At 36.4% G+C, this 25,978-nt stretch carries 22 protein-coding genes and 1 rRNA gene; 10 read left to right on the top strand and 13 right to left on the bottom strand.

What is annotated here, in order from left to right:
• Positions 1 to 141: ribosomal RNA gene (locus tag DN389_RS02620) — 16S ribosomal RNA — on the bottom strand; the annotation flags it as partial.
• Positions 142 to 876: 735 nt separating this feature from the next.
• Between DN389_RS02620 and DN389_RS02615 the strand changes: the two genes are divergently transcribed.
• On the top strand, positions 877 to 3,921 hold the full coding sequence (locus DN389_RS02615; RefSeq protein ID WP_149236780.1) for an efflux RND transporter permease subunit: 3,045 nt from the start codon (positions 877 to 879) through the stop codon (positions 3,919 to 3,921).
• A gap of 41 nt (positions 3,922 to 3,962) precedes the next feature.
• On the opposite strand, the gene DN389_RS02610 is transcribed toward DN389_RS02615, so the two are convergent.
• The 4 genes from DN389_RS02610 to DN389_RS02595 form a co-directional block, all read right to left on the bottom strand.
• Positions 3,963 to 4,487: a P-loop nucleotide/nucleoside kinase family protein gene (locus tag DN389_RS02610; RefSeq protein WP_088061944.1), complete on the bottom strand. Its 525-nt coding sequence runs from the start codon at positions 4,485 to 4,487 to the stop codon at positions 3,963 to 3,965.
• A 134-nt stretch (positions 4,488 to 4,621) separates the two neighbouring features.
• A complete protein-coding gene (gene pstA / locus DN389_RS02605) occupies positions 4,622 to 5,542 on the bottom strand; it encodes a phosphate ABC transporter permease PstA (RefSeq protein WP_097858413.1) in 921 nt (306 codons plus the stop codon).
• Positions 5,543 to 5,544: 2 nt separating this feature from the next.
• Entirely contained in the window at positions 5,545 to 6,435 is an 891-nt protein-coding gene (pstC, locus tag DN389_RS02600) for a phosphate ABC transporter permease subunit PstC (RefSeq protein ID WP_000676675.1), read from the bottom strand.
• Positions 6,436 to 6,506: 71 nt separating this feature from the next.
• Entirely contained in the window at positions 6,507 to 7,409 is a 903-nt protein-coding gene (locus tag DN389_RS02595; RefSeq protein WP_142343649.1) for a phosphate ABC transporter substrate-binding protein PstS family protein, read from the bottom strand.
• 509 nt (positions 7,410 to 7,918) lie between these two features.
• Between DN389_RS02595 and DN389_RS02590 the strand changes: the two genes are divergently transcribed.
• The 3 genes from DN389_RS02590 to DN389_RS02580 are packed head-to-tail and all read left to right on the top strand — an operon-like array spanning position 7,919 to position 10,273.
• Positions 7,919 to 8,176 (top strand): FeoA family protein, encoded by a 258-nt coding sequence (locus tag DN389_RS02590; protein ID WP_000252989.1) that lies wholly within the window; start codon positions 7,919 to 7,921, stop codon positions 8,174 to 8,176.
• Positions 8,173 to 8,895: a FeoB small GTPase domain-containing protein gene (locus DN389_RS02585; RefSeq protein ID WP_046953769.1), complete on the top strand. Its 723-nt coding sequence runs from the start codon at positions 8,173 to 8,175 to the stop codon at positions 8,893 to 8,895. Before DN389_RS02590 ends, DN389_RS02585 begins: the two co-directional genes overlap by 4 nt.
• On the top strand, positions 8,873 to 10,273 hold the full coding sequence (locus tag DN389_RS02580; protein ID WP_088061939.1) for a nucleoside recognition domain-containing protein: 1,401 nt from the start codon (positions 8,873 to 8,875) through the stop codon (positions 10,271 to 10,273). The genes DN389_RS02585 and DN389_RS02580 overlap by 23 nt, the downstream gene beginning before the upstream one ends.
• A 60-nt stretch (positions 10,274 to 10,333) precedes the next feature.
• On the opposite strand, the gene DN389_RS28340 is transcribed toward DN389_RS02580, so the two are convergent.
• The 8 genes from DN389_RS28340 to DN389_RS02545 all read right to left on the bottom strand — a co-directional run bounded on the left by DN389_RS28340 (position 10,334) and on the right by DN389_RS02545 (position 18,024).
• A complete protein-coding gene (locus tag DN389_RS28340; protein ID WP_000493989.1) occupies positions 10,334 to 10,471 on the bottom strand; it encodes a hypothetical protein in 138 nt (45 codons plus the stop codon).
• Between the two features lie 11 nt (positions 10,472 to 10,482).
• A complete protein-coding gene (locus DN389_RS02575) occupies positions 10,483 to 11,649 on the bottom strand; it encodes a Ger(x)C family spore germination protein (protein WP_137011101.1) in 1,167 nt (388 codons plus the stop codon).
• Positions 11,633 to 12,757: a spore germination protein GerLB gene (gerLB, locus tag DN389_RS02570; RefSeq protein ID WP_088121306.1), complete on the bottom strand. Its 1,125-nt coding sequence runs from the start codon at positions 12,755 to 12,757 to the stop codon at positions 11,633 to 11,635. Before gerLB ends, DN389_RS02575 begins: the two co-directional genes overlap by 17 nt.
• Positions 12,758 to 14,236 carry a spore germination protein GerLA gene (gene gerLA / locus DN389_RS02565; RefSeq protein ID WP_098190730.1) on the bottom strand — a complete coding sequence of 493 codons (1,479 nt, stop codon included), beginning with the start codon at positions 14,234 to 14,236 and terminating at the stop codon, positions 12,758 to 12,760.
• Between the two features lie 101 nt (positions 14,237 to 14,337).
• Positions 14,338 to 15,810 (bottom strand): sodium:solute symporter family protein, encoded by a 1,473-nt coding sequence (locus DN389_RS02560; RefSeq protein WP_098190731.1) that lies wholly within the window; start codon positions 15,808 to 15,810, stop codon positions 14,338 to 14,340.
• A complete protein-coding gene (locus tag DN389_RS02555) occupies positions 15,807 to 16,004 on the bottom strand; it encodes a DUF3311 domain-containing protein (protein WP_087983279.1) in 198 nt (65 codons plus the stop codon). Before DN389_RS02555 ends, DN389_RS02560 begins: the two co-directional genes overlap by 4 nt.
• 1 nt (position 16,005) lies before the next feature.
• Positions 16,006 to 17,181, bottom strand: coding sequence for an amidohydrolase (locus tag DN389_RS02550; protein ID WP_097858409.1), 1,176 nt, complete (start codon positions 17,179 to 17,181; stop codon positions 16,006 to 16,008).
• Positions 17,182 to 17,313: 132 nt separating this feature from the next.
• Entirely contained in the window at positions 17,314 to 18,024 is a 711-nt protein-coding gene (locus tag DN389_RS02545) for a C39 family peptidase (RefSeq protein WP_088121304.1), read from the bottom strand.
• Between the two features lie 379 nt (positions 18,025 to 18,403).
• Here DN389_RS02545 and DN389_RS02540 point away from each other — a divergent pair, with 379 nt between their 5' ends.
• The 6 genes from DN389_RS02540 (at position 18,404) to DN389_RS02510 (ending at position 25,972) form a co-directional block, all read left to right on the top strand.
• Positions 18,404 to 19,819 (top strand): amino acid permease, encoded by a 1,416-nt coding sequence (locus tag DN389_RS02540; protein WP_149236779.1) that lies wholly within the window; start codon positions 18,404 to 18,406, stop codon positions 19,817 to 19,819.
• Between the two features lie 282 nt (positions 19,820 to 20,101).
• Positions 20,102 to 20,977 carry a cytochrome aa3 quinol oxidase subunit II gene (locus tag DN389_RS02535; protein ID WP_001176183.1) on the top strand — a complete coding sequence of 292 codons (876 nt, stop codon included), beginning with the start codon at positions 20,102 to 20,104 and terminating at the stop codon, positions 20,975 to 20,977.
• A 33-nt stretch (positions 20,978 to 21,010) separates the two neighbouring features.
• Positions 21,011 to 22,945 carry a cytochrome aa3 quinol oxidase subunit I gene (qoxB, locus tag DN389_RS02530; protein WP_000762383.1) on the top strand — a complete coding sequence of 645 codons (1,935 nt, stop codon included), beginning with the start codon at positions 21,011 to 21,013 and terminating at the stop codon, positions 22,943 to 22,945.
• Positions 22,946 to 22,958: 13 nt separating this feature from the next.
• Complete coding sequence (gene qoxC / locus DN389_RS02525; protein ID WP_000729314.1) at positions 22,959 to 23,561, top strand: cytochrome aa3 quinol oxidase subunit III; 603 nt, start codon at positions 22,959 to 22,961, stop codon at positions 23,559 to 23,561.
• Entirely contained in the window at positions 23,562 to 23,873 is a 312-nt protein-coding gene (gene qoxD, locus DN389_RS02520) for a cytochrome aa3 quinol oxidase subunit IV (protein WP_000372611.1), read from the top strand.
• 269 nt (positions 23,874 to 24,142) lie between these two features.
• The gene (locus DN389_RS02510; RefSeq protein ID WP_088095183.1) at positions 24,143 to 25,972 is read left to right on the top strand and encodes a monovalent cation:proton antiporter family protein; all 1,830 of its coding nucleotides are present in this window, start codon (positions 24,143 to 24,145) and stop codon (positions 25,970 to 25,972) included.
• The last annotated feature ends 6 nt before the right edge of the window (positions 25,973 to 25,978 follow it).

The following is a 25,978-nucleotide window of genomic DNA, read 5'->3' as shown; positions in this document are numbered from 1 at the left end:
CTTATGGGCAGGTTACCCACGTGTTACTCACCCGTCCGCCGCTAACTTCTTGAGAGCAAGCTCTCAATCCATTCGCTCGACTTGCATGTATTAGGCACGCCGCCAGCGTTCATCCTGAGCCAGGATCAAACTCTCCAATAAAGTTAGTTTGTCTAGCATCTAAAAATAAAAATTGACGTTTCACGTTGTTTGTTTCGTTCAGTTTTCAAAGAACTAGTCTGCCGCTCAGTTGCGACTTCATTATATTAACATCTTCATTTTTCGATGTCAACTACGTTTTAAAATTTCTTTTTTTGTCGTTTTCTGCGTTTCCGCGTCAGCGACGTTTATTAATATACCATCATGATTTTTAAATAACAAGTGTTTTTTTAAAAAACACAAAAAAATATCCATCCTACTTTCTTCTATATAGAGACACCTCCTCCCATCTATGGAAAACAGCTATTTAAATTGTATACCAATACACTCTAGTTAACCAAACTGTATTTCATAACCCCTTCCTAGATTTTCATTCTCTTCTATATTAAAGCCCTGATCATTTACTTCTCTATAGACTAACAATATAAAAAACAAATCAATCCAAACTAAAAAAACAGATTCACCACTTCCTACATAAAGCAAACATGCCGATTTTTAGTTTTGTTCCTCCACACAAACTATTAATTGAACGAATCGGTTGTTTACAGACAGCTCGATTAGGTAATAGTCTTATCGCTCGGCGAATAGCGGAATAAATAATGAAATTCCAACAAAAACATTAACTTAAGATTATTGTTAGAATTTTTTTACATTTAATTAATGAAAAATATCCATTTTTTGTTATATAGTAAGGAAGGACGTACTCAACTATAAATAAACCAATGGAGGAATTACTTTATGGATAGGTTAACAAAGTTTTCATTAAAAAACCGCGCCGCTGTTATCATCATGGTTTTTCTCATTTCCGTACTTGGCGTTTATTCCGGATCTAAATTACCTATGGAATTTTTACCAAGCATCGATAATCCAGCAGTCACTGTCACAACCTTATCTCAAGGACTCGACGCTGAAGCGATGACAAAAGAAGTAACTGATCCCCTCGAAAAACAATTTCGCAATTTAGAACACATCGACAGCATCACCTCTTCTACGCACGAGGGGTTATCACGTATCGATATCGCGTATACATCCAAAGCAAACATGAAAGACGCAGCACGCGAAGTTGAAAAGGCCATTAACACAATTAAATTACCTAAAGATGCAACTAAACCCATAGTTAGCCAATTAAATACTTCTATGATTCCACTCGCTCAAATTGCTATCCAGAAGCAAAACGGATTTTCAAAAGCAGATGAAAAACAAATCGAAAAAGAAATCGTACCACAACTCGAAAGCATTGATGGTGTTGCCAACGTTATGTTTTTCGGAAAATCAGCCTCTGAATTATCTATCATACTAGACCCAAACCAATTAAAAGATAAAAACGTAACAACAGAACAAATATTAAAGGTTTTACAAGGAAAAGAAACTTCCACTCCAGCTGGAGCAATTACCGTTAATAAAGAAGAATATAACCTTCGTGTCATTGGGGATATAAAAAATGTAGATGATATTAAAAACATAACCGTTGCACCTCAAGTAAAATTACAAGATGTTGCTCAAATTGAACTTAAACAACACTACGATACAATCTCACATATAAACGGAGAAGAAGGAACCGGATTAATCATCATGAAAGAGCCAAGTAAAAATGCAGTTGCAATCGGAAAGGAAATCGATAAGAAAATCAAAGATATAAGTAAACAATATAAAGATCAGTTTTCTATTAAACTTTTAGCCTCAACTCATGAGCAAGTTGAAAATGCTGTTACTAGTATGGGCAAAGAAGTAATTCTTGGAGCAATTGCTGCAACTCTAATTATCTTAATCTTTTTGCGTAACTTCCGAACGACACTCATCGCCGTTGTCAGTATTCCATTATCTATTTTATTAACACTCTTTTTACTACACCAATCTAACATCACACTTAACACCTTAACGCTTGGTGGTTTAGCAGTTGCAGTTGGACGTCTCGTTGATGATAGTATCGTTGTCATCGAGAATATTTTCCGTCGTTTACAAAAAGAATCTTTCTCTAAAGATATTATTCTCGATGCAACGAAAGAGGTCGCCGTCGCAATTACTTCTTCTACTTTAACAACAGTCGCTGTTTTCTTACCTATCGGCCTCGTATCAGGAGTAATCGGAAAATTAATGTTACCTATGGTATTAGCAGTTGTATATTCTATACTATCATCCTTAATCGTTGCACTAACAGTTGTTCCACTTATGGCGTTTTTACTACTCAAAAAAACAAAACACAAAAAGCCAAGTTCTTCACCACGATATGTCGCTACATTAAAGTGGGCTCTTTCGCATAAATTCATTATTCTACTTACCGCCTTTTTATTATTCGCAGGATCAATTGCAGCCTATGTATTACTACCGAAAGCGAACATAAAATCTGAAGACGACACAATGTTATCTATTAATATGACTTTCCCAGCTGATTACGCTCCTGAAACGCAAAAACAAAAAGCCTTCGATTTCGAAAAGAAATTACTTTCTAATTCGGATGTAACAGATGTTATTTTACGAATGGGATCTAGCGCAGAAGATGCACAATGGGGACAAACGACAAAAAATAATCTTGCCAGTATATTTGTAGTCTTCAAGAAAGGCTCTAATATTGATCAATATATTAAAGAGTTAAAGAAAGAACATAAAGCTTTTGAGCCTGCTGAACTAGATTATATAAAAACAAGTTATTCAAGCTCTGGTGGTGGCAACAATTTGCAATTTAACGTAACAGCAACTAACGAAACGAATTTAAAAGAGGCTGCTACTATCGTCGAAACAAAACTAAAAGATATGGCTGCTCTCTCTAAAGTAAAAACAAATTTAGAAGACTCTAAGAAAGAATGGCAAATCCATGTTGATCAAACAAAGGCCGAACAACTAGGCTTAACACCAGAATTAGCAGCACAACAAGTAGCATTCCTTATGAAGAAATCACCTATTGGTGAAGTTTCAATCAATAATGAAAAAACAACTATTATAATAGAACACAAAAAAGAAAACATCACTAAACAAGAAGACATTTTAAACACAAACATACTATCACCTATCAATGGACCAATTCCTTTAAAAGACATTGCAACTATTTCAGAAAAGAAACTTCAAACAGAAGTCTTCCATAAAGACGGAAAAGAAACGATTCAAATTACTGCCGAGGCCTCAAATGAAGATTTAAGTAAAGTAAGCGCAGAAGTAAACGAAACGATAGCTAACTTAGACTTACCTAGCGGCGCAAAAGTAACTATTGCAGGTGCAACTGAATCTATGCAAGAGAACTTCACAGATTTATTCAAAATTATGGGGATTGCAATCGGGATTGTATATTTAATTATGGTTATCACCTTCGGACAGGCGCGCGCTCCTTTTGCAATTTTGTTCTCCTTACCATTAGCTGCTGTTGGCGGTATTTTAGGATTAATCATTTCAGGAACACCCGTTGATGTAAATTCCTTGATCGGCGCATTAATGTTAATCGGGATTGTCGTTACAAACGCGATTGTATTAATAGAAAGAGTGCAACAAAATCGGGAACACGGAATGGAAACAAGAGATGCCTTACTAGAAGCGGGATCCACTAGATTACGTCCAATCATTATGACAGCTATAACAACAATCGTCGCTATGCTCCCTCTCCTATTTGGTCAATCGCAAGCAGGAAGCATGGTATCAAAAAGTCTTGCCGTCGTTGTCATCGGTGGTTTAGCAGTCTCAACCGTTCTTACATTAGTAGTCGTTCCAGTTATGTATGAACTATTAGATAAAATCGGGAGAAAAAGACGCTCTCGTAGAAAAATAAGCACTTCCACAGAAACACCTGATATTTAAAAGAAAAGCGTTATCTTCATGAATGAAGATAACGCTTTTCTCTACCTACTCATATAATCCATCATTTTTTGAGCATATCGCTCTAGAGGTTTATCAGAATCTACAATAAGATATTCAGTATTCGAAGGTCTCTTACTACCATCTAACCACTTTTTAAAAGCTACTTCCGAATCCACTTTTCCAATCTGACTGGCCATACGTTTACGTGTTTGCAGCCTATGATTAATCTCTTCCATATCATTAAGGTAACATTCGATATATTTATATTTTACACCATGTTTATTAGACAATTTTATTCCTTTTTCAACCATCCCTTCATATAGACACGGACTATCCAATATAACACTATGCCCTTGTTCTAAATAAGAATCAATCAATGCCCATTCAATATCGTATGATACTCCTCCAACAATTGTCGATTCAACCCCTTTCATTTCTAATGATTGTAACAATGCCGATTTCAAAACGTCATGATCTACAATTACAGCACCTGTTAACTTCGCTATATACTTAGAAACTGTCGATTTTCCCGATCCAGGAAAACCTGACATTTGTAGAAAAAACAAATTAACTTCTCCTCTCATCTGTACCTATTCATCTATATAATCAATTACAAATTCAACAATCATTACATCCATTCCTTCTATATTAAAATACAAAAAGAACTCTCTACTTATAAGTAGAGAGTTCTTTTTGTATTTTATGCTGCTTTTACCTTCTTCGTCGTTTTACTTTTTCTTTTCGCTCCTGTAAAACGCTTATGCAATATAGATGCTACCAAGCGCGAAATAACATTGAATAGTAATACCATAATAATTAATACAGCTGCAGATTTTGTCGCAATCAACTTTGCATCCGGAATAACTCCTTCAGAATTTAACTTCCAAATGTGAACCGCTAACGTTTCAGCTGGTCTAAATGGATTTAGAGGATGGGCAGGACTTGAGAAGTCCGCTGCTGAATTTAAAATCGGGGATGTTAAACCCGCTGTGTAAATTAACGCTGCCGCTTCACCAAATATACGACCTGCCGCTAAAATAATACCTGTAATAATTTGCGGTAATGACGACGGAATAATGATACGAGCAATTGTTTGCCATTTCGTTGCACCTAATCCAAGACTTGCCTCTTTTACATTATGAGGCACTTCTGAAATCGCATTTTCACAAACACGTGTTAAACCTGGTAAGTTTAAAATAGTTAAAGCAAGAGCACCGCCCATTACTGTGTATCCCCAACCTGTCATGGTAACGAACACTAACAAACCGAATAAACCAACAACAATCGAAGGTAACGACGCCATTGTCTCAATACATAAACGAACAAAATTTAAAAAGCGCCCTTGTTTTGCGTACTCTGCTAAATATATTCCAGCCCCTAACCCAAGAGGAATAGATATAACAAGCGTTATAACAAGCATGTAGAAGGAATTGAATAACTGTGGACCAATCCCACCACCAGCTCTTGTATTACTTGGTTCTCCAAACAAGAAATCAGGATCCCAAAATCCCCATCCCTTTTGCAGAATTTCAAACACTAAGAATACTAGCAGAGCTACAACTAAAGCTGCAACTGCATAAAAGATACCTGTCCAAATTTTATTTACCGTTCTTGCATTCATTATTATCGCTCACCTCTTTGCCCAATCGCTCGAATTACTAAAATAAACAGGAATGAAATAACAAGTAAAATCATCGCTAAAGTCCATAGCGCATTATTCCAAGCAGTTCCGTTTAATGTATTTGTCATGTCCATTGTCAAAATACCAGTTAACGTCGCTGTCGGGCTATATATTCCTTCTGGTAATTTAATTGTGTTCCCGATTACCATTTGAACTGCTAATGCTTCACCAAAAGCACGCGCTAAACCTAAAACAACACCTGTTAAAATCCCTTTTTTCGCAGCAGGAACAATCACTCGGCTAACCGCTTGCCATTTCGTCGATCCTAGACCATAAGAAGCTTCTAAATAATCAAATGGAACAGAGCGTATTGCATCAGAAGCGATACTAGCAATAGTAGGTAAAATCATAATACTTAATACAACAATACCCGCAATTAGACTAAATCCCACTCCCCCGAACGAATCACGTAATAGTGGCACTAAAATCGTAACCCCTAATAATCCGTATACAACCGAAGGAATACCAACTAATAATTCTAAAACGGGCTTCAATACTTTATTTCCAAACTTTGGCGAAATTAAATTCATGAATATAGCAAGAGCTATAGCAATTGGCGCACTAATAATAACCGCACCTAACGAAACCACCGTTGAACCTACAATAAAAATCAAAGCCCCGAAGGTTCCTTCGTCAGCATTTGGATTCCATTTTGTCGATGTTAACATCTCAGTAAATGAGATACCACTTTGTGTAAAAGATTGAATACCTTTACCGCAAATAAAAGCAATAATAGCTAATGTAATTAAAACAATAAAAATACCACAAAACGTAACAAGCGATCTTCCTATATATTCACTTTTTACGTAATTAATTTGTTTTTTCCCCTTCATCACAGGTCAGACCCCACTTCATAGATTGAAATGAACAGGACTGGCCTTGCAGCCAGCCCCATAAAAATTTATTACTTATTTAATTTAGACATCGGGATGTAACCCATATCTTCTACTTGCTTTTCAAAGTCTTTGCCTTTTACATAATCAATGTAAGCTTTCGTTGCTTCTTTCGCTTCACCTTTTGTTACCATGTACTCGTAAGACCAGAATGGATATTTACCAGACGAAATGTTTTCAACTTTTGGTTCAGAACCATCAATTTTCACTGTTTGTAGCGCACCTTTTTTATCGCCAACCATGTAAGACATTGCTAAATAACTTACTGAACCTGGAGTAGAATTGATCGCTTGCTCTACTGCACCGTTAGAATCTTGTGTTGTACCAGTTCCATCGTTAATTTTCGCTTCTTTCATAACTGTCTTTTCAAATGTAGCACGTGTACCAGATGAAGCTGGACGGTTAATTACGTTGATTTTTTCATCTTTCCCGCCTAACTCTTTCCAGTTTGTTACTTTCCCAGTGAAGATATCTTGTACTTGTTGCACTGTTAAGTTATCAACTTTTACATCTTTATTTACGACAAGCGCGAATGCAATACCCGCAACCTTGTTATCTACTAATTCTTTCGCTTTTTCAGCATCTTTTATTTTATCCCCTGATGGAACATCTGAATTACCAATTTGTACTGCACCCGATGCTACTTGGTTAATCCCAGTTCCACTACCGCCGCCTTGCACTTGAATAGAAACTTTTGAATTTTTCTCCATGAATTTCTTTCCAGCTTCCTCCGCAAGAGGTAGAAGAGCTGTAGAACCAGCTGCTGCAATCGTACCTGATAATTCTTGTTTTGTATTATCGCTTCCTTTAGCAGTTTCTTTACTAGCTGTATCATCTGCTTTCCCACATCCAACTAACGCTCCTGCTACCACTAAAGCCGCTAAAGAAAATTTAATACCTTTTTTCATAACCATGTCTTGTACCCCCATTTGGATTCTCACTTTTCGAATTCATTTTCTTTCGAACACAAATTCATTGTAGGACAACAATATTATGTGAGTGTTAAGCAATTTTTAATTTTAAGTAAATGACGATAATAGCCCTTAAAAGCTAGGAATCCCAACATTTATAGTTAAAGAACCCAACAAAATCCACACGAATTAAGCTGTAATGTAAATTTATTCTTAACAATGTAAATTCAATGTAAATGTTTTTCGCTCTTTTCCCCTTTTAATTAAAAATACATTTACAAATACATTGTATCTTTTAACTTTTACACTCTTACTTTATTTACATTCAACAGAATTTCAGTAATATTTTTTAGTACAACTAAATAAATTGGAACAATTCTAAAAATAAATGAATATTTTTAAAGTACCAATTGACAGCATCATCCAATGTAGTCTACTATATTATTAACAAAAAGTTTACCTAAGGAAACTTTTTAAACTTAAACAAACAATATAGAGATGAGGTAACTTTTATGGTATCGGCTAATACAAAACCACTTTCCGAGTTTAAGACAGGAGAGTTCGTACAAATTGAGAAGATACAATTAGAAGGAACTATGAAACGACGTTTATTAGACTTAGGATTTATCCCTGGGGCAACAATTAAAGTATTACAGCGCAGTCCGCTTGGAGATCCGGTCGCTTATCAAGTAAGCAATACAACTATCGCACTACGTAAGGAAGAAAGTTCCCTTATTTTCGGGGTATTAATAGGAGATGATTTCAGATGAGCAAACATCGTATTGCTTTAGCTGGCAACCCGAATACCGGGAAAAGTACATTATTTAACACTTTAACAGGCTTAAAACAACATACTGGAAACTGGACGGGAAAAACTGTTTTAAAAGCTGAAGGGGAATATGAACATAACGGAAGTAAATATACATTAATAGATTTACCTGGAACTTACTCACTATATTCAAATTCTGCGGATGAAGAAGTAGCAAGAGATTATATTATATTTGAAAAACCAGAAGTAACTGTAGTTGTTATAGATGCAACTGCAATGGAAAGAAATTTAAATTTAGCCCTCCAAGTGATGGAAATGACAAGCAATGTAGTCATTTGTATTAATTTAATTGATGAAGCGGAGAAAAAAGGCATCGTTATTGATGAAAAGAAATTAGCAAAATCGCTCGGTGTACCTGTAGTTAAGATTTCTGCTCGTAACCGAGTAGGTATTGGGCATTTGCTAAGTGTTATCGCTAAAGTAGCAAATAAAAAATTAATTCCAACACCAATTAAAATTTCTTACAGTGAAAAAATCGAAAATATGATTCAGGAATTAGAACCACAAATTTATAAAGTGTTCGGTGATACGTATCCAGCACGTTGGATTGCGTTACGTATATTAGATGGAGATAAAAATTTCTTAACTACACTTCAAAAACACCATAATGAACCACTTGTAAGGGAGGTCGTAATGAATGGAATCTCACTCAGCCAGTAAAGCTCTTCCATTAGACTATATTATTCAACATGCACAAGCACTCTCAAAAGAAGATATACGAGATGATATTGTCGGAGATATTTATCGAACATCTGCAAGCATATGTAAAGAGTCTGTTCAATATACAAATACTGATAAATTGTATCGTTCTGAAAAACTAGATAAAATTTTCACATCTCCAATCTGGGGATTTCCAATTATGCTCGGTATTTTATCTATTATTTTTTATCTTACAATTGCAGGTGCTAACGTACCATCTGATATGATTGCTGAGTTTTTCGGATGGGCCGAAGGATATTTAACATCTTGGTTCCAGGCAGCACATGCACCCGAATGGCTACATGGCATTTTAATACTTGGTTTATTCCGTGGTATCGGTGCTGTTATTAGCGTTATGTTGCCACCTATGGCAATCTTTTTCCCTATGTTCGCACTATTAGAAAACTACGGATATTTACCACGTGTCGCTTTTAATATGGATCGCTTATTTAAACGTTCCGGTGCACATGGCAAACAATCTTTAACAATGGCAATGGGATTTGGTTGTAATGCAGCCGCTATTATGTCAACGCGTATTATTGAATCACCACGTGAACGTATGCTTGCAATCTTAACAAACAACTTCGTTCCTTGTAACGGTCGCTGGCCTATGTTAATTTTAATGGCTTCATTATTTATGGCTGCTGGTTATACAGGTAGTATGCAAACATTAGTTACTGCTGGCGTTGTAGTTGGAATGGTTGTAATTGGTGTTATTATGACATTAACTGTTTCTTGGGTACTATCAAAAACAGCTTTAAAAGGTGTGCCAACTCACTACACTCTTGAGTTACCACCGTACCGTAAGCCAAAAGTTTGGAATACAATTGTACGTGCAACACTCGATAAATCAATTTATGTTTTAAAACGAGCTATCGTTGTAGCTGCCCCTGCGGCTGCATTAACTTGGTTACTAGCTAATATTTTCATCGGTGACACAAGCTTACTTATGTATTTTGTAAACTTCCTAGATCCATTCGCTAAAATGTTAGGACTTGATGGATTCATTTTAGCTGCGTTCATTCTTGGACTACCAGCGAATGAAATTGTTATCCCGATTTTATTAATGTCTTACTTATCAACCGGAGCTTTAACTGAAATAGATGATTTTAACCAAATTAAAAATCTATTCTTAGAAAATGGCTGGACTTGGTTAACAGCGTTAAACACAATGTTGTTCTCACTTCTTCATTTCCCATGTGGAACAACACTGGTTAACATATATAAAGAAACAAAAAGTGCAAAATGGACATTCTTATCGTTTGCAATCCCTACCGTTATCGCCATTGTTGTGACATTCCTCTCTACACAATTGGTACATTGGTTAGGGCTTTTATAAGCAAAGCATACATAGAAGGTATCCCCCTTCACATTTGCTTTGCGCGAAAGAAACCTGAAATCATTCAGGTTTCTTTTTTTGTGCATCAGTATTCCAAGGCTGTGCTCCATACGTTGTGAGTTTCTTATGAATAAAGTATATGGCTCCCGGAAGGACTGCCATTAATATCGTGCAACTAATCCCTAATCCAGTAAACAACTTACATCACCTTATTTCACTCTTTTCGGTAAGGCGGAACCTGAATGCTCAATTGTCGGGTGAACATGAACAGTAACCTCCGCATTACTAAAGTAATTTTCACCTTGATCCCAATTCTTATCTATCTTCTTCCATTCTTTATAATTATGCCGCTTATATACTTCTCCTAACGCTAATACATCTACCTTATATTTTTTTTGAACAAGCTTAATCGATTTTTGGATACGCTTCTCCATTTCTTCCGCAATGGTTTTCTTTAATCCCTTTTCATTCATAATTTGTTTATGATCACTAAAATGTAACTCTGCTAAAGTCCCTTCCAAAGATAAATGGATATCAAACTTCGGTTTTGTAGCATTTTCCGTAGATACTTTAATCTTTCGGCGCATCTTATGAATTTCGTATGTAACAAGCTGACCTTGTTTACGGATAGTAAAGAACCCTCCAATTTTTTTACCTATTACATAATTCATTCCTAATGTTTCTTCTCCATTCAAACTGCCTACACACTTATTATCTTTTCCACGAAACAACGCTGCCCCATTCATTTGTACCCCCTGCTTTGTTAGTTCTAGAATAGGTAATACGAAACTTTGGTTAGCAATCATTTTTTGCTGTACCTCACCAATTCTTGCAGCTTCAATCATTTGAGCATTTTTCGGAGGATGCTCAGCTAACATATCAATATACTGCGCCGGTAAGTTCTCAGGCTTGGCACTCTGCTTTAAAATAGCTTCTGCATTTTTCTTAGAAACGAACAAACGAATATTTCTTCTCATCTCGTGATCACGAATATATACATCTAACGTATTTTGTAAAACATATGGATTCGCTAGTAAATCTTTAGAAAAAATTATCACTTGTATGTGCGGAAAGAATAATGAGCGACTAATTTTTTTAGAGATAATTCGTATTTGCTCAAAGACACTATCTGCTTTCGCACTAACATTAATATAATTCTCACTATCTCGACCGCTTTGGCCACCTTGCTGCGCTAACTTACTGGGAAGTACCATCTGATACGTCCCTTTCATAATTGGATTTGATTTCTTTTTTTTCACAATATCATAGGCTGCACCTACTACAAATCCCCTTTCTTCTATCTCCTCTAACTCAGAACACCCACTCATAAATCCAACTACAGCTATAACCATTATAAATTTAAGAAGGTGTTTCATTTCCACCATTCCTTCTTTTTATTTTATATACAATTAAAACGAGCAAAGGCGCTAATACAACAAATCCCATATCTATCCAAGCTAAATAAGTTCCGTAATGTGATAATGAATCTAAATTACTCGGTATCATATTCACCATAAAAATAATAGGAGCACTTACGAAAATAAAAATATGTTTCTTCACTTTCGGAAACATAGCACAAAACAATAAAGATGCGACGTCATAATACATTGCTGTAGTGTTATAAATAGTAATAATCCAAGTCGTAAAAAAAATCGCATCAAATCTTTCTAAAAAACCTCCACCAATTTCAATTTCTTTACCCAATTCAATTGTTGGATACGTCAATCCACGGGTTGTCATATACGAAAAAACGCTAATACAAGTTACATAAATTAAAATGTATGACAGCACATTTACCATCACTGCTTTTGCAACTGCCATTGGCGCTTTTTTCGCTGTCTTATCGTTCAACATCACAGCATAAAACAGAGCTACCTCAAATCCGATAAATGTGAAAATAGAGTTTTTAACTCCTACAGCATATTGACTTGCGTTCGTTTGAAAAGCTGGTAGTAAATTGTTTATTTCCATTAAATTTATATTCAATAAAGAAAGCAACACTATCGCAATGAGCACGATAGGTAAGAATAGAACATTTAACCTTACTAAAGCCGCTCTCGATCCTGCTACTCCATAAATAACAACTAATAAGAAGAAGAAAGAGAGTAGCTGTATTGGTGTATCACTAAATAAATATGTTTGTGAAATAATTGCAATCATTCGTGACTCATATGCTGTCAAAGCAGCAAACGTTAATACTAAAATGCTACTAATTGTGTATGCAACAGGCTTTGTCAAATGCGTACTCGTATATTGAACAAAGTTTTGTTTCGGGAATAAAATAGCTACCCTCGTTACAAACCAACCTAAAACTGCACATATCAATCCACCCAGAAGCAAAATAATCCAACCGTCTGAAAATAAAGTTTGGTTAGCGATATCTCTTGGCATAGACAATGCTCCTATACCAATAATTGTTGAAGATACCGCAAACCCAATTTCCCGAGATCCAATCTCTTCATCGCCATACTCAAATGGTTTCAATTACTCTCGCTCCTTTGGACGTAATGTAGCGTCTTTCGTTTGTAAATATTCCGGTCTCTCTTTCAACATCGATTTTGGCATACGAATAAGTTCTTCTTTCCAATCTTTATAAAATGCAGGAGCGATAGGCGTTGTATACGGCACCCCGACACTCTTCAAATTCGTAATATGAACCGCAAGTGCAATAAGAGCTAAAATAATTCCATACAAACCAAAAGCAGTCGCCGCTAAAACAAAGACAAAAAGTAAAATCCGAAACGTAATCGTAATACTATATACAGGCAGTGAAAATGTAGCAATAGCTGTAACCGCAATAATGATAACTAAAAACGGATTTACAATTCCTGCGTTCACCGCTGCTTCTCCGATTACAAGACCACCTACAATCCCAATTGTTTGCCCCATCGGTTTCGGCAACCTAATTCCCGCTTCTCGTATTAACTCCATCGTTAATGCCATCATTAACGTTTCTATATAGGCTGGAAACGGAACACCTTCCCTGGCTCCAGCGATTGAATAAGCCAGTTTAGAAGGGATAAGTCCTTGGTGATATGATACGAGAGCTACATACATCGCTGGCATTAAAACTGCAACTATGCCAGAACCCATCCGCAAAATTCTTAATAAAGTCCCAATTACCCAACGCTCATAGTGATCTTCCACAGATTGAAAAATATCAACGAATACTAACGGAGCTATAAGGGCAAACGGTGATCCATCCACCAAAATAGCAGCCTTTCCTTTCGCTAATGAGGCCACAATATTATCAGGCCTTTCCGTATTCAAAAACTGCGGGAACGGTGACAAATTATTATCTTGAATTAATTGCTCAATCGTACCCGTCTCAAAAACGACATCTGTCTCTATTGATTGAAGACGCCGATCTAACTCTTTTACAATGTAAGGGTTAATAATGTCTTCTATATATACTAACGTCACTTCTTTTTGGGATCTCTTCCCCATAATATAAGATTGAAACCTCAGCTTCGGGTCACGTAAAGTACGGCGAATTAACATTTTATTCACGTTAATATCTTCATTTAACCCAATCCTCGGTCCACGTATTAAATCTTCTGTTACCGGCGGTTCTAAACTTCTTTTTTCCCACGCTCTACTATTAATCACGATAGCGGTTGGAATATTATCAATTAATATAACTGTATCTCCCGCTAAAATCGCATTTATAATATCCGGAAACGTTGTCTTCTTACCAACTTCCGCAATAGAAATAAAGCGATCCAATAACGTTTGAACAACAGCTTCTTCTTTTTGTACTTCTTCATATTGAAGTGTACGAACTACATATTTATAAACATTATCCTTATCTGTTAACCCACATAAAAAAATAACCGCACAGCGTGTAAAACTACCAGCAAGGGCAACTTCCCTAATTGTTAAATCATTAGGCGAACCTAACTCATCCCTAATTTCTTTCATAACTTCAAATAAGTTACCTTTTAACTCTAACAATTCCCCCACCTAACTTCCTTTTCAACAAGTTTTTAGTTAGATTCCGCTAATAGAAGAAAATATATACAAAAAAGAGCTATCTCTTTTCAAAGATAGCTCTAGCACACGGATTACTTTTCTACTATTATATTGTCTGTCTTTATAGACACATTTCTCGTGAACCCGCTAACGATAAACATCACAATCATATTCATTAACAATGCGACTATACCTACATTTAAATCTTTTATATATTGAGGGAAAGCTGGAAACATCGTAGCTATAGTTGAACCAGATAAAGTAATATATGCGACCACTAACAACCCAATCCCCATCCCTGCAATTGCCCCTTGCTTCGTAATAACTTGACGTGGAAACAAACTACATACAAGTGCAGGGAAAAGTTGTGTCACTATACTATATCCCATTAAAAGAAGTGCCCCTATTGTTTCTCCACCTTTAAAAGTGAACAAAACAGCTACAAGCGTTACTACAGGCACAAATAATTTTGCCACTTTAGCAACTTGTCTATCTGAAGCAGATGGGACCATTGTTCGGTAAATGTTTTTTGCTAATAAAGTAGACGCCGCCATAACAAGCATGGAACCCGGAACTAATGCTGTTAATACTCCTGCACTACCAATAATCCCAATAAACCATGGATCAAATGTTTGAAGAGCGAGACGGAATAACGAAAGGTCTACATCCCCTCCCTTTAACCCTGGAACTTGCAGTATAGCAGCAAAACCTGCAAAGAATACGAAAAGCAATACTAAAGAATAAAGAGGCATGATCGCCGCATTTTTCCTAAATACTTTTTCATTTTTTGCAGAGAAAGCAGAAGCAAATGTATGGGGCCACATATAGAAACCGAGAGCTGTTAATACAATAGTAGAAACAAACCAAGAAATGCTCATCCCTTCATCAGGTAAAGATAAAAATCCTGGTTTCGCTGCTTCTACCGCTTCAAACATCAGCTGAAATCCCCCGTAATAATGGTACGGTAAATATATACCTAAAAACATAACGATAAACAGTATCATAATATCCTTCAAAGCTGCTGTCCAAGCAGAGCCGTGTATACCTGAAACCATTACATATATCGTTATAACAATTGCACCAATCCACACTGCAATAACCGGTGATACCCTTCCGTAAGATGCTTCCGAAACGATAATTCCTAATCCTTTTAACTGTAAAACAAGGTATGGAATAATCGAAATAACCCCAATGACAGAAACGATAATGCCAAGTGTCTGACTCTTATATTTCTTCACAAAAAAATCTGGCTGCGAAACAAGATTATGCTCTTTCGCATACTTCCAAACTGGCGGCAATAAAAAGTAAGATAAAATATAAGCTAGTGCACCATAACCTAAAATATAGAAAGTAGGTGCTCCTTTACTGTACGCCCATCCACTTCCGCCTAAAAATGTAAACGTCGTATAAATTTCACCTGCCATAAGAAGAAAAACAAAAATAGTGCCAAATCCTCTTCCACCAACTGACCATTGCTCTAAATTCATATCTTTTCCATGTTGTGCCCGAATTCCTAAAAATAGTGCAAGAAACAAAAATAATATAATGATAAGTAATGCGATCATTTTACATCCCCCTTATTAGCAGGATCAAATACGTACACAAGTCCCATACAAAGAGACGTAATGAGCACCGATAATAATACCCAAAACAATAAAAATGGCATCCCTAATACGTAAGGAGTAACTGAATTAGCAAATACAGGTCCAATAACTAAACAAAAAACTGGAATAAGCGCTAATACGTGTATTTTCTTCATCTCATTCTCCTTTACTTATAAAATTCATAATGGATGATACAAAGACTTCCACGCCAATCGGTAATGCATCTTCATCAATCGTAAAACGAGGATGATGGTGAGGATATATAATTCCTTTCTCGTTATTTCCCGCTCCGATAAAAAAGAATGTACCTGGCGCCTTTTGTAAAAACGCTGAAAAATCTTCTCCAGCCATCGTCGGCTGTAAACGAGTAACTTGCTCTCTTCCATAAAGCTGTAATGCTGTTTGCTCAATAATCTCTGTAACTTCATAATCATTTACTACTGGTCGATATCCATATTCATAAGAAAATGTATATTTCGCCCCGTAAGATTCCGTCACATGCTTCACAATTCGTTCAATCCTTTTCTCTGTTTCTTCTCGCAACTCATGTCTTAAACTCCGCACTGTCCCTTCAATCTCCGCTTGTTCTGGGATCACATTATGGGTTGTCCCAGCATGAAATTGCGTAACAGATACTACAAGGGGATCTAATGGATTCGTGAGGCGAGATACAATGTGCTGAAGTTGCGAAACAACTTGTGTACCGATTGCAATGCTATCAACCGTTTCATGAGGGATTCCAGCATGTCCACCTTTTCCTTCTATCGTAATTTTAAAAACATCTGGGGCTGCCATTGCAGGACCATAAATTACACCTATTTTACCAACCTCTAACGATACCCAAAGGTGAGCACCAATAATATAATCCACACATTCCATTACACCCGCTGCAACCATTTCCTCTGCACCGCCAGGAAAGTTTTCTTCTGCATGTTGGAAGAGAAAACGAATCTCTCCTTTAATCTTCTCTCTTTCTTCTACTAACTTATGTACGACCCCAAGTAATATCGCTATATGTCCATCATGGCCACATGCATGCATCACACCTGGATATGTAGAAATAAAATCAAACTCATTTTCTTCATGAATAGGAAGCGCGTCCATGTCAGCACGAACCGCGATGGTTTTACCAGGTTGCTTACCAATTAACCTTGCCATTACACTATATTTAGTAGGTCTTGACACTTCTAAATATGGGATTTTTTGAAGTATATCGAATACAAACTGTGATGTTTTTTCTTCTTGAAAAGATAACTCTGGATACTTATGAAAATGCCTTCTCCACTCAATTAATTGATTTTTCGATAAAACCAGTTCCTTTGCAACATCCATTTCTCTTCGCCCCTTCTTCACCAAGTTAAATGTTATTATAGCGTGAATCGCTAACTTTTAAAAGAATCTTCTGAATTTTCCGTTATAATAACTTAAAAATAAAAAGCCATCAAAAAGATGACTTTTTCAGTATTATAAAATAGTAATCGCTTGTTTCCCCATTTGCTCCCAAGCTTTCTCAAACTCTGCTCGCGGAACAGCAAAACGCGGATTATTTTTAAGTGGATCATTTACATATACAAAGTTTTGATCATACCCAACTATTACTACACTATGTTCATAATATGTAATTTTCACTTCGCCAGAGCTTGTATTCCATGTTTCAAAACTACTCTCGGCTAGTGGCTTAAACGTTGTATTAATAATGACCCATACTGGCGAACCGGAACTAACTACTTTATACATATCTTGCACGTCTCTACCTGTTAAATTAACTACTTTTTCAGGAGCATATTTTTCTGCTAAATTAAAAATGGGTGGATTATATACACCATATCCTGGCTCTGCCTTCGTATAAATATTTCCAACGAACCCCTCATAAGGATTTCCACGTAAATCATTTTGTTCAAATGGAACACGATGAATTTCGCTAGCAAGTTGCATCTTATCTACTTGTATACCTTTGTATTGTAGCAACATAGCCAAACTTGTAACTTCACATCCACGAGGTAATTCTGGTAACTGCTTTATAAACGGAACATTTTCAATCATAGTCGCTTCTTTCATTTCAGATAAAAACTCTAAACGGAACACTTGCGCCTTTTGTATAATTTTATCTTTCCCTATAAAAAACGCGGCAGCAAATATAATTCCAAAAATAAAAAGATATTTTAACTTTTTCATTTTAAACAAAACTCCATTAATTATTATTTTACAGACATACCTCTTATCATTGTACCTTTCTTCTTACTAGTTTGCTAGAAAGATTCTATGAATTATTGTTCACACTTCCATCGTTATAAAATTCTAATTATTTTTAATAAAAAGAAAAAACAATATGCTTTTCTGAATATTTTTGCTAAAATCAAAATAATTAACATAGTGAAGATATCACCTTGTTAATAAAAACATTCTTAGAGTATTTAGTCATAGTTCGCATTTTACATACTCCATTCATTTCATAATAAATAAGCCGAGTATGTGTCACATCCCCCACTAATGATTAAAAACTCGGAATGAAAATCAATTCATACATACAAGAAAATAACGGGGTGAGGGGCATATGAATCAACAAGTAGAACAAACAGATTTAAAACGAACAATGAAAAGTAGACACCTATTTATGATTGCACTTGGTGGTGTTATCGGAACTGGCCTATTTATGGGATCTGGTCAAATCGTCCATAACGCCGGTCCTGGTGGTGCTATTCTTGCATTTTTAGTCGGTGGATTTGTTATGTATTTAACGATGTTATGTCTTGGTGAATTATCAGTTGCTATGCCAGAAGCAGGTTCATTCCAAAGCTATGCAAGCAAATTTATTTCACCTGGTTTTGGATTTGTTGTCGGTTGGATGTATTGGTTAAATTGGGCTGTTACAGTTGGGGTAGAGTTAACAACTGTAAGTATTTTAATGAAACGTTGGTTTCCAGACGTTTCTTCGTGGATTTGGTGTGTTACATTTGCAGCAGCACTATTTCTTGTAAACGCATTATCAGCAAAAGCATATGCAGAAGCAGAATTTTGGTTCGCAAGTGTAAAAGTCGCAACCATTGTTATTTTCATCGTACTCGGTGGTGCAGTTATGTTCGGTCTACTAGACTTTAATGGAAAACCAGCGCCAATGCTTCACAATTTCACTGAAAATGGCGGATTATTTCCAAACGGTGCATTAGCTGTTCTTCTTACGATGATTACAGTAAATTACTCCTTCCAAGGAACAGAATTAATCGGAATTGCTTCAGGAGAAAGTGAAAACCCTGAGAAAACAATTCCAAAAGCGATTAAAAATACCATTTGGCGAACTCTCTTCTTCTTCGTCCTAGCAATATCAGTTGTTGTAGGTTTACTCCCATGGCAAGAGGCTAATCTAGTCGAAAGTCCATTTGTATTTGTATTTGATGTGGCTGGTGTTCCATATGCAGCTGACATTATGAACTTTGTTATTATTACAGCAGTATTATCCGTAGCCAACTCTGGTCTATACGCAAATTCTCGTATGCTTTGGGCGATGGCAAAACAAGGAATGGCAAGTCCAGCTTTTACAAAGTTAACTAAAAAAGGAGTGCCACTAAACGCATTAATTTTCAGTCTAATTTTTGCAAGTTTGTCTCTATTAACAAGTATATTTGCGGCAGATACTGTCTTTTTAGTTTTAACATCTATTGCAGCTATGGCCGCTGTCGTAGTTTGGATGTCAATCGCAGCTTCACAGTTTTTCTTCCGTAGAAATTTCTTAAAAAACGGCGGGGACATTAATGATTTAAAATATCGTACACCGCTTTATCCAATCGTTCCAATCGTAGCATTCTCACTCAATTTCATTACATTTGTTAGTTTAGCTTTCATTCCAGATCAGAGAATTGCTCTTTATTGTGGTATTCCATTTATGATTTTTTGTTACATTTTATACCAATTAAAATATAAAAAAGTTGTCACATTTGAACAACAAATAAATCTAAAAAAAGAAGTAAACTAAATATACAAAATATTCAGCTATCTTCCTTATCATAAGATAGCTTTTTTCTATTTCTTGGATATCTTGGTATAACTTTATTTATCTTAAAATTTCCACAATCACGTTTTTCACTGGAAAATGGTTTACAATGTTATCAAGTTACAAATGATATTCACCTTAAAAAGTGTGCATTTGTGTCTATTTTTTAACAATATCACAAAAACTATTGCCATCTATAAATTAATAGGTTTATATTGTTTTATTGGCATAGTTTCAATCCAAGGAGAAAGGAGATTTTCAATCGTGCAACTAAAGAAAACGTTTTGGAAGCTGGCTTCGCTTCTTCCGTTATCATTACTTCTGTTCCTCGGCGGCTGTGATAAGAAACTCGCAGTATTAAATCCGCAAGGACCTGTTGCAAAAGCACAGTATGATTTAATTGTTTGGTCATTCTTGCTTATGTCATTAATTATCGCAATTGTATTCATCTTGTTTACAGTCATCTTGATTCGTTATCGTGAAAAACCAGAGAATATGGACTACGAGCCACCTGAACAACACGGTAACACATTATTAGAAATTATTTGGACGCTTGTTCCTGTTATTATCGTTATCGCATTATCGATTCCAACAGTAAAAGCAACTTATGCTTCGGAAGAGGTTCCACAAGAGTCCAAACATATTAAACCAGTTGAGATTTATGTTACATCTGCAAACTGGAAATGGTTATTCAGTTACCCAGAGGAAAAAATTGAAACCGTTAACTATTTAAACATCCCAGCTGGTGTACCAATTCAATTCAAACTGACTTCTGTCGGTCCAATGAATGCTTTCTGGGTACCAGAACTTGGTGGTATGAAGTACACTATGGATGGCATGATTATGGATCTTTATTTACAAGCTGATAAGCCTGGTTCTTACCTAGGCCGTAGTGCGAACTTCTCTGGTGAAGGATTCACACATATGGAGTTCGAAGTTGAAGCAAAAACTAAAGAGAAATATGACAAGTGGGTTAAAGAAGTACAACAAACTGCTCCTAAACTAACAGAAGATAAGTACAACGAAATTGTTAAACCTGGTGTAGTTGGTCGTATGACATTCTCTAGTCACCACTTAAGTTATGTAGATCCAAAATCACTTGAATATTGTGATTACAACTACTACAAAAACAAAAAATAATAGCTATTATTCCAACAGATTGGAGTGAACACAGTGAAGCTTGATGAATTCTTTGTCACAGGTGACCCGATTATTTACGGTGCAGACGCTTCTATCGTTCTTGTGACATTAGCAATCATTTTCGTACTAACAAAGTATAAAAAATGGAAATGGCTTTGGGACGAATGGTTAACAACTGTTGACCATAAAAAAATTGGGGCCATGTATATTATTTCTGCGGTTATCATGTTATTCCGTGGTGGTATGGACGGTTTAATGATCCGTGCACAGTTAACATTCCCAGAAACAACTTATTTAAATGCTGAACACTATAACGGAATCTTCACAACACACGGTACAGTTATGATTCTTTTCATGGCGATGCCATTCGTTATGGGATTAATGAACCTTGTAGTACCATTACAAATTGGTGCTCGTGACGTTGCATATCCGTTCTTAAATGCTTTAAGTTTCTGGTTATTCTTTGTCGGAGCAATGTTATTCAACATCGCTTTCGTAATCGGTGGTTCTCCAGACGCTGGGTGGACTTCTTACTTCCCAATGGCAGGTACAGAGTTTACTTCTGGTGTAGGAAATAACTACTACGCAATTGCATTACAGATTTCAGGTCTCGGTACGCTAATGACCGGTATTAACTTCCTTGTTACTATCTTAAAAATGCGTACACCTGGTATGACTTTAATGAGAATGCCAATGTTTACTTGGTCAATCTTAATTACAACAGTTATCATTATTTTCGCTTTCCCAGTATTAACAGTTGCTCTTGCATTAATGACATTTGACCGTCTATTCGATGCTCACTTCTTTACGATGGCGAGCGGCGGTATGCCAATGTTATGGGCCAACCTATTCTGGGTATGGGGTCACCCTGAAGTATATATCGTTATTTTACCGGCATTCGGTATTTTCTCTGAAATCATTAGTACATTCTCACGTAAACGTCTATTCGGTTACAGTGCGATGGTATACTCAATGGTTGCAATTTCTTTACTAAGTTTCGTCGTATGGCTTCATCACTTCTTCACGATGGGTGCAGGTCCAGCGGTTAACTCATTCTTCTCGATTTCGACAATGGCGATTTCGATTCCAACCGGGGTTAAGATCTTTAACTGGTTGTTTACACTGTATAAAGGACGTATTCGTTTTACAGTTCCAATGCTTTGGTCATTGGCATTTATTCCAAACTTCGTAGTCGGTGGGGTTACAGGGGTTATGCTTGGTATGGCAGCAGCTGATTATCAGTACCATAACAGCTACTTCCTAATTGCTCACTTCCACTACGTATTAATCGCAGGTACAGTATTCGCTATGCTTGCTGGATTCACATTCTGGTATCCAAAAATGACTGGTCATATGTTAAACGAACGCCTAGGTAAATGGACATTCTGGATCTTTATGAGCGGATTCAATATCTGTTTCTTCCCAATGTACTTCTTAGGTTTAGACGGTATGACTCGTCGTATGTACACTTACTCTGAAAGTCTTGGATGGGGATGGCTAAACCAAATCGCATCTGTTGGTGCGGTAATGATGGGTATTGGTTTCCTAATTCTTTGTTACAACGTAATTTGGAGTGCTCGTCACGGTGAACGTGACACAACTGGAGATCCATGGGATGGCCGTACACTTGAATGGGCAACTCAATCTCCTGTACAACATTACAACTTCGCGAAACTTCCTGAAATCAAAGAAGCTGATGCTTTCTGGTACATGAAAAAACGCGGAGAAACAGTTACACCAGCAGCAGAAGATATCAAACCAATTCACATGCCAAGTAACTCTGGTGTGCCTATTATTGCGTCTTTATTCTTCGGTCTTGCAGGTTTCGCATTAGTATTTAGCTGGTTCTGGCTTGCAGCAATCGGCGGCGTTGGTATTTTAGCTTGCTTAATCTATCGTTCGTTCGATTATGATGATGGCTACTACGTAAGCGTTGATGAAATTAAAGAAACAGAACATATAGCATGAGAGGTGAAATGATATGGCGGCTTTAGATAAAAGCTTACCTTTGGAATATCAATCCGAGCAAAGCAGATTGAATATCCTAGGATTTTGGATTTTTCTTGGGGCTGAAATTATGCTGTTCGCAACACTTTTCGCCTCTTATCTAGTACTTGCTGGTCGTACGGCTGATGGCCCAACTCCAGCGCAACTGTTTGAACTTAAAACGCTTTTAATTCAAACATTACTACTTTTAACAAGTAGTTTCACATGTGGTATCGTAATTCACGAAATGCGTAAGCACAACCAAAAAGCAATGCTTGGATGGTTCATCCTTACATTACTTTTAGGTGCAGGTTTCCTATTCTTTGAAATCGAAGAGTTCATTATGTACATCGGTGAAGGCGCAACAATTCAAACAAGTGCTTTCCTATCTGCATTCTTCGTTCTTCTTGGAACACATGGTGCCCACGTAACAGGCGGTATCATTTGGGCAACTTGTGTTATTATCCAAATTTTAAAACGAGGTTTAACACCAGTTACAGCGCGTAAAGTATTCATTATCAGCTTATATTGGCATTTCCTTGATCTAGTTTGGGTATTTATTTACACACTAGTTTACTTGAACGGGATGGTGGCGTAAATGGATCAAAATAACAACCAAGCAAACGGGCATGCGCATAGCGGATTCCCTTGGTCACACGTTTTCGGATTTATTTTATCGCTTGCACTAACGTTTCTAGCGTTATACGTGGCACTTTATACAAACTTGCCACTTTCAACGATCTTAACAACTATTATCGTAATGGCTGTTGCGCAAGCGTTGTTACAATTAATTATGTTCATGCATTTAAAAGAAGGAGAAGGAAGAGTTCAAATCCTTACAATGATATACAGTTTCTTCGTTGCAACTGCAACAGTTGGTTTAACTGTATGGATCTTCTTCTCAATGTAATGTACATGAAAAAGACTGCTGAGATTCCTCAGCAGTCTTTTTTTATCCCTCATTAACGAGCAGTAAGACCCCCACTGATTAAAGTTTCACTTTATCCCCTCACCTATTACATCCACATTACGGAATTAACAACAGAATCATGAAAAATATACTTATTATGACAAATCTTAAGAAAACTCTTTCTTTATGAAATCGAATCCATATGCGTTGCTTTTCTACCTATTATATGGCTAAATAGGTACTATATTTATTTGAAGGGAGAGAACGCAATGGAACATCATACTTCTGTTCTATCACTTATGGTTGTCGTTGCAATCGCGTTTTTCGTTCCCCTTTTGTTACAACGCTTTAAATTAAAAGCACTTCCTGTCGTTGTTGCAGAAATCATCGCAGGAATCTTTGTAGGTAAAAGTGGGTTTAATATTATTGAGCCAGATATGTGGCTTCAAGTCTTATCGACACTAGGATTTATCTTCTTAATGTTCTTAAGCGGTTTAGAAATTGATTTTTCTATCTTTAAACAAAAAGGGAAAAAGAATACGACAAACGAACCAAACACATTCCAGGCAGCAAGCATTATCTTTTTATTTATTTTCATCTTATCTTATGCCCTATCATTACTATTCGTATGGCTAGGATTCGTAGATAATGCAATGTTTATGACTTTAATTATTTCCACTATTTCTTTAGGTGTTGTTGTACCAACATTAAAAGAAAATAACTTAGGAAAAACGGCAATCGGCCAAATCATTTTATTAGTCGCTGTTATTGCAGATTTAGTTACAATGATTTTACTCGCTGTATTTGTCGGATTAAATTCCGAAAGCGGTCAAAGCATGTGGCTCCTTCTTCTTCTATTCGGCGCTGGTATTGTTATTTACTTCGTTGCAAAACGCTTTAAAAACATTCCATACTTAGATAGCTTAAAAGCTGGTAGTGTACAAATTGATACACGAGCTGTTTTTGCACTCATCTTAATATTAGTTGGGTTATCTGAATCTGTTGGAGCTGAAAATATTTTAGGTGCCTTCTTAGCAGGGGTACTCGTATCGTTATTATCACCAAATGAAGATATGGTGGAAAAGCTGGATTCCATCGGATATGGTTTCTTCATTCCTATTTTCTTCGTGATGGTTGGTGTAAACTTAGAGGTTTGGTCTATTTTTAAAGAACCTTCTAGCATGCTAATGATCCCAATTTTAATTGTAGGACTCTTTATTTCAAAGCTGTTACCATCACTCGTCTTACGAAAATGGTATCCACGTAATATCGTACTAGGAAGTGCCATCTTATTAACATCGACACTTTCTTTAGTTATTGCAGCTGCACAAATTGGTGAAAAACTAGGAATCATCAGTCCAAGTTTATCTGCTTCCCTTATTTTAAGCGCAGTTATTACTTGTATTTTTGCACCTATATTATTTAAAAAAATGTTCCCAAAAGTAGAAACACCAAAACCAAAAGTTTCTATTATTGGCGCAAGCAGAATTACCCTTCCGTTATCACTTGATTTAAAACGAGAAGATTATGACGTAACACTATATATGATGCGTCAAAATAAAATAAATGATGAGGAAGCGAAATCACATGACTTCCCTATCGTGAAATTAGATGACATCACAATCGCATCATTAACTGAACAAACAGCATTTCATGCAGATCGTGTTGTTGTTGCAACAAGTGATGATGAACAAAACTTATTATTAGCAGAACACGCAAAAGAACTAGGCGTTGAACATGTTATCGCAAGTGTAGAAGATCCGCTTCTACAAGAAAAGGCAACGCAAGAACATATCGCCGTATTCTCAACAATTAACTCTACACGTATTCTGTTACGTGCACTAATTGATAAACCGAGTCTCGTTCGCTTAATTACAACAGCAAACGAAACAGTCCGTGAAGTCGAACTACGTAGCAATACATATAACGGTGTTGCACTACGTCGCCTTCCGTTTTTAGGGGATGTACTCGTCATTCAAATTTACCGCGGTAATAAAGCATTAATCCCGCATGGTGATACGAGACTACAACATGGTGATACATTGCTTGTCACAGGTTCAAAAGAACATATTGATACGTTGAAAAACATATTAGAATAAAAAATG

Origin of the sequence: Bacillus sp. AY3-1, assembly GCF_008368785.1 — a bacterium.
In the GTDB taxonomy this organism is placed as follows: Bacteria; Bacillota; Bacilli; order Bacillales; family Bacillaceae_G; genus Bacillus_A; species Bacillus_A wiedmannii.
Note: the sequence above shows the minus strand (reverse complement) of the source record. Positions and strands in the feature narration are given on the sequence as shown.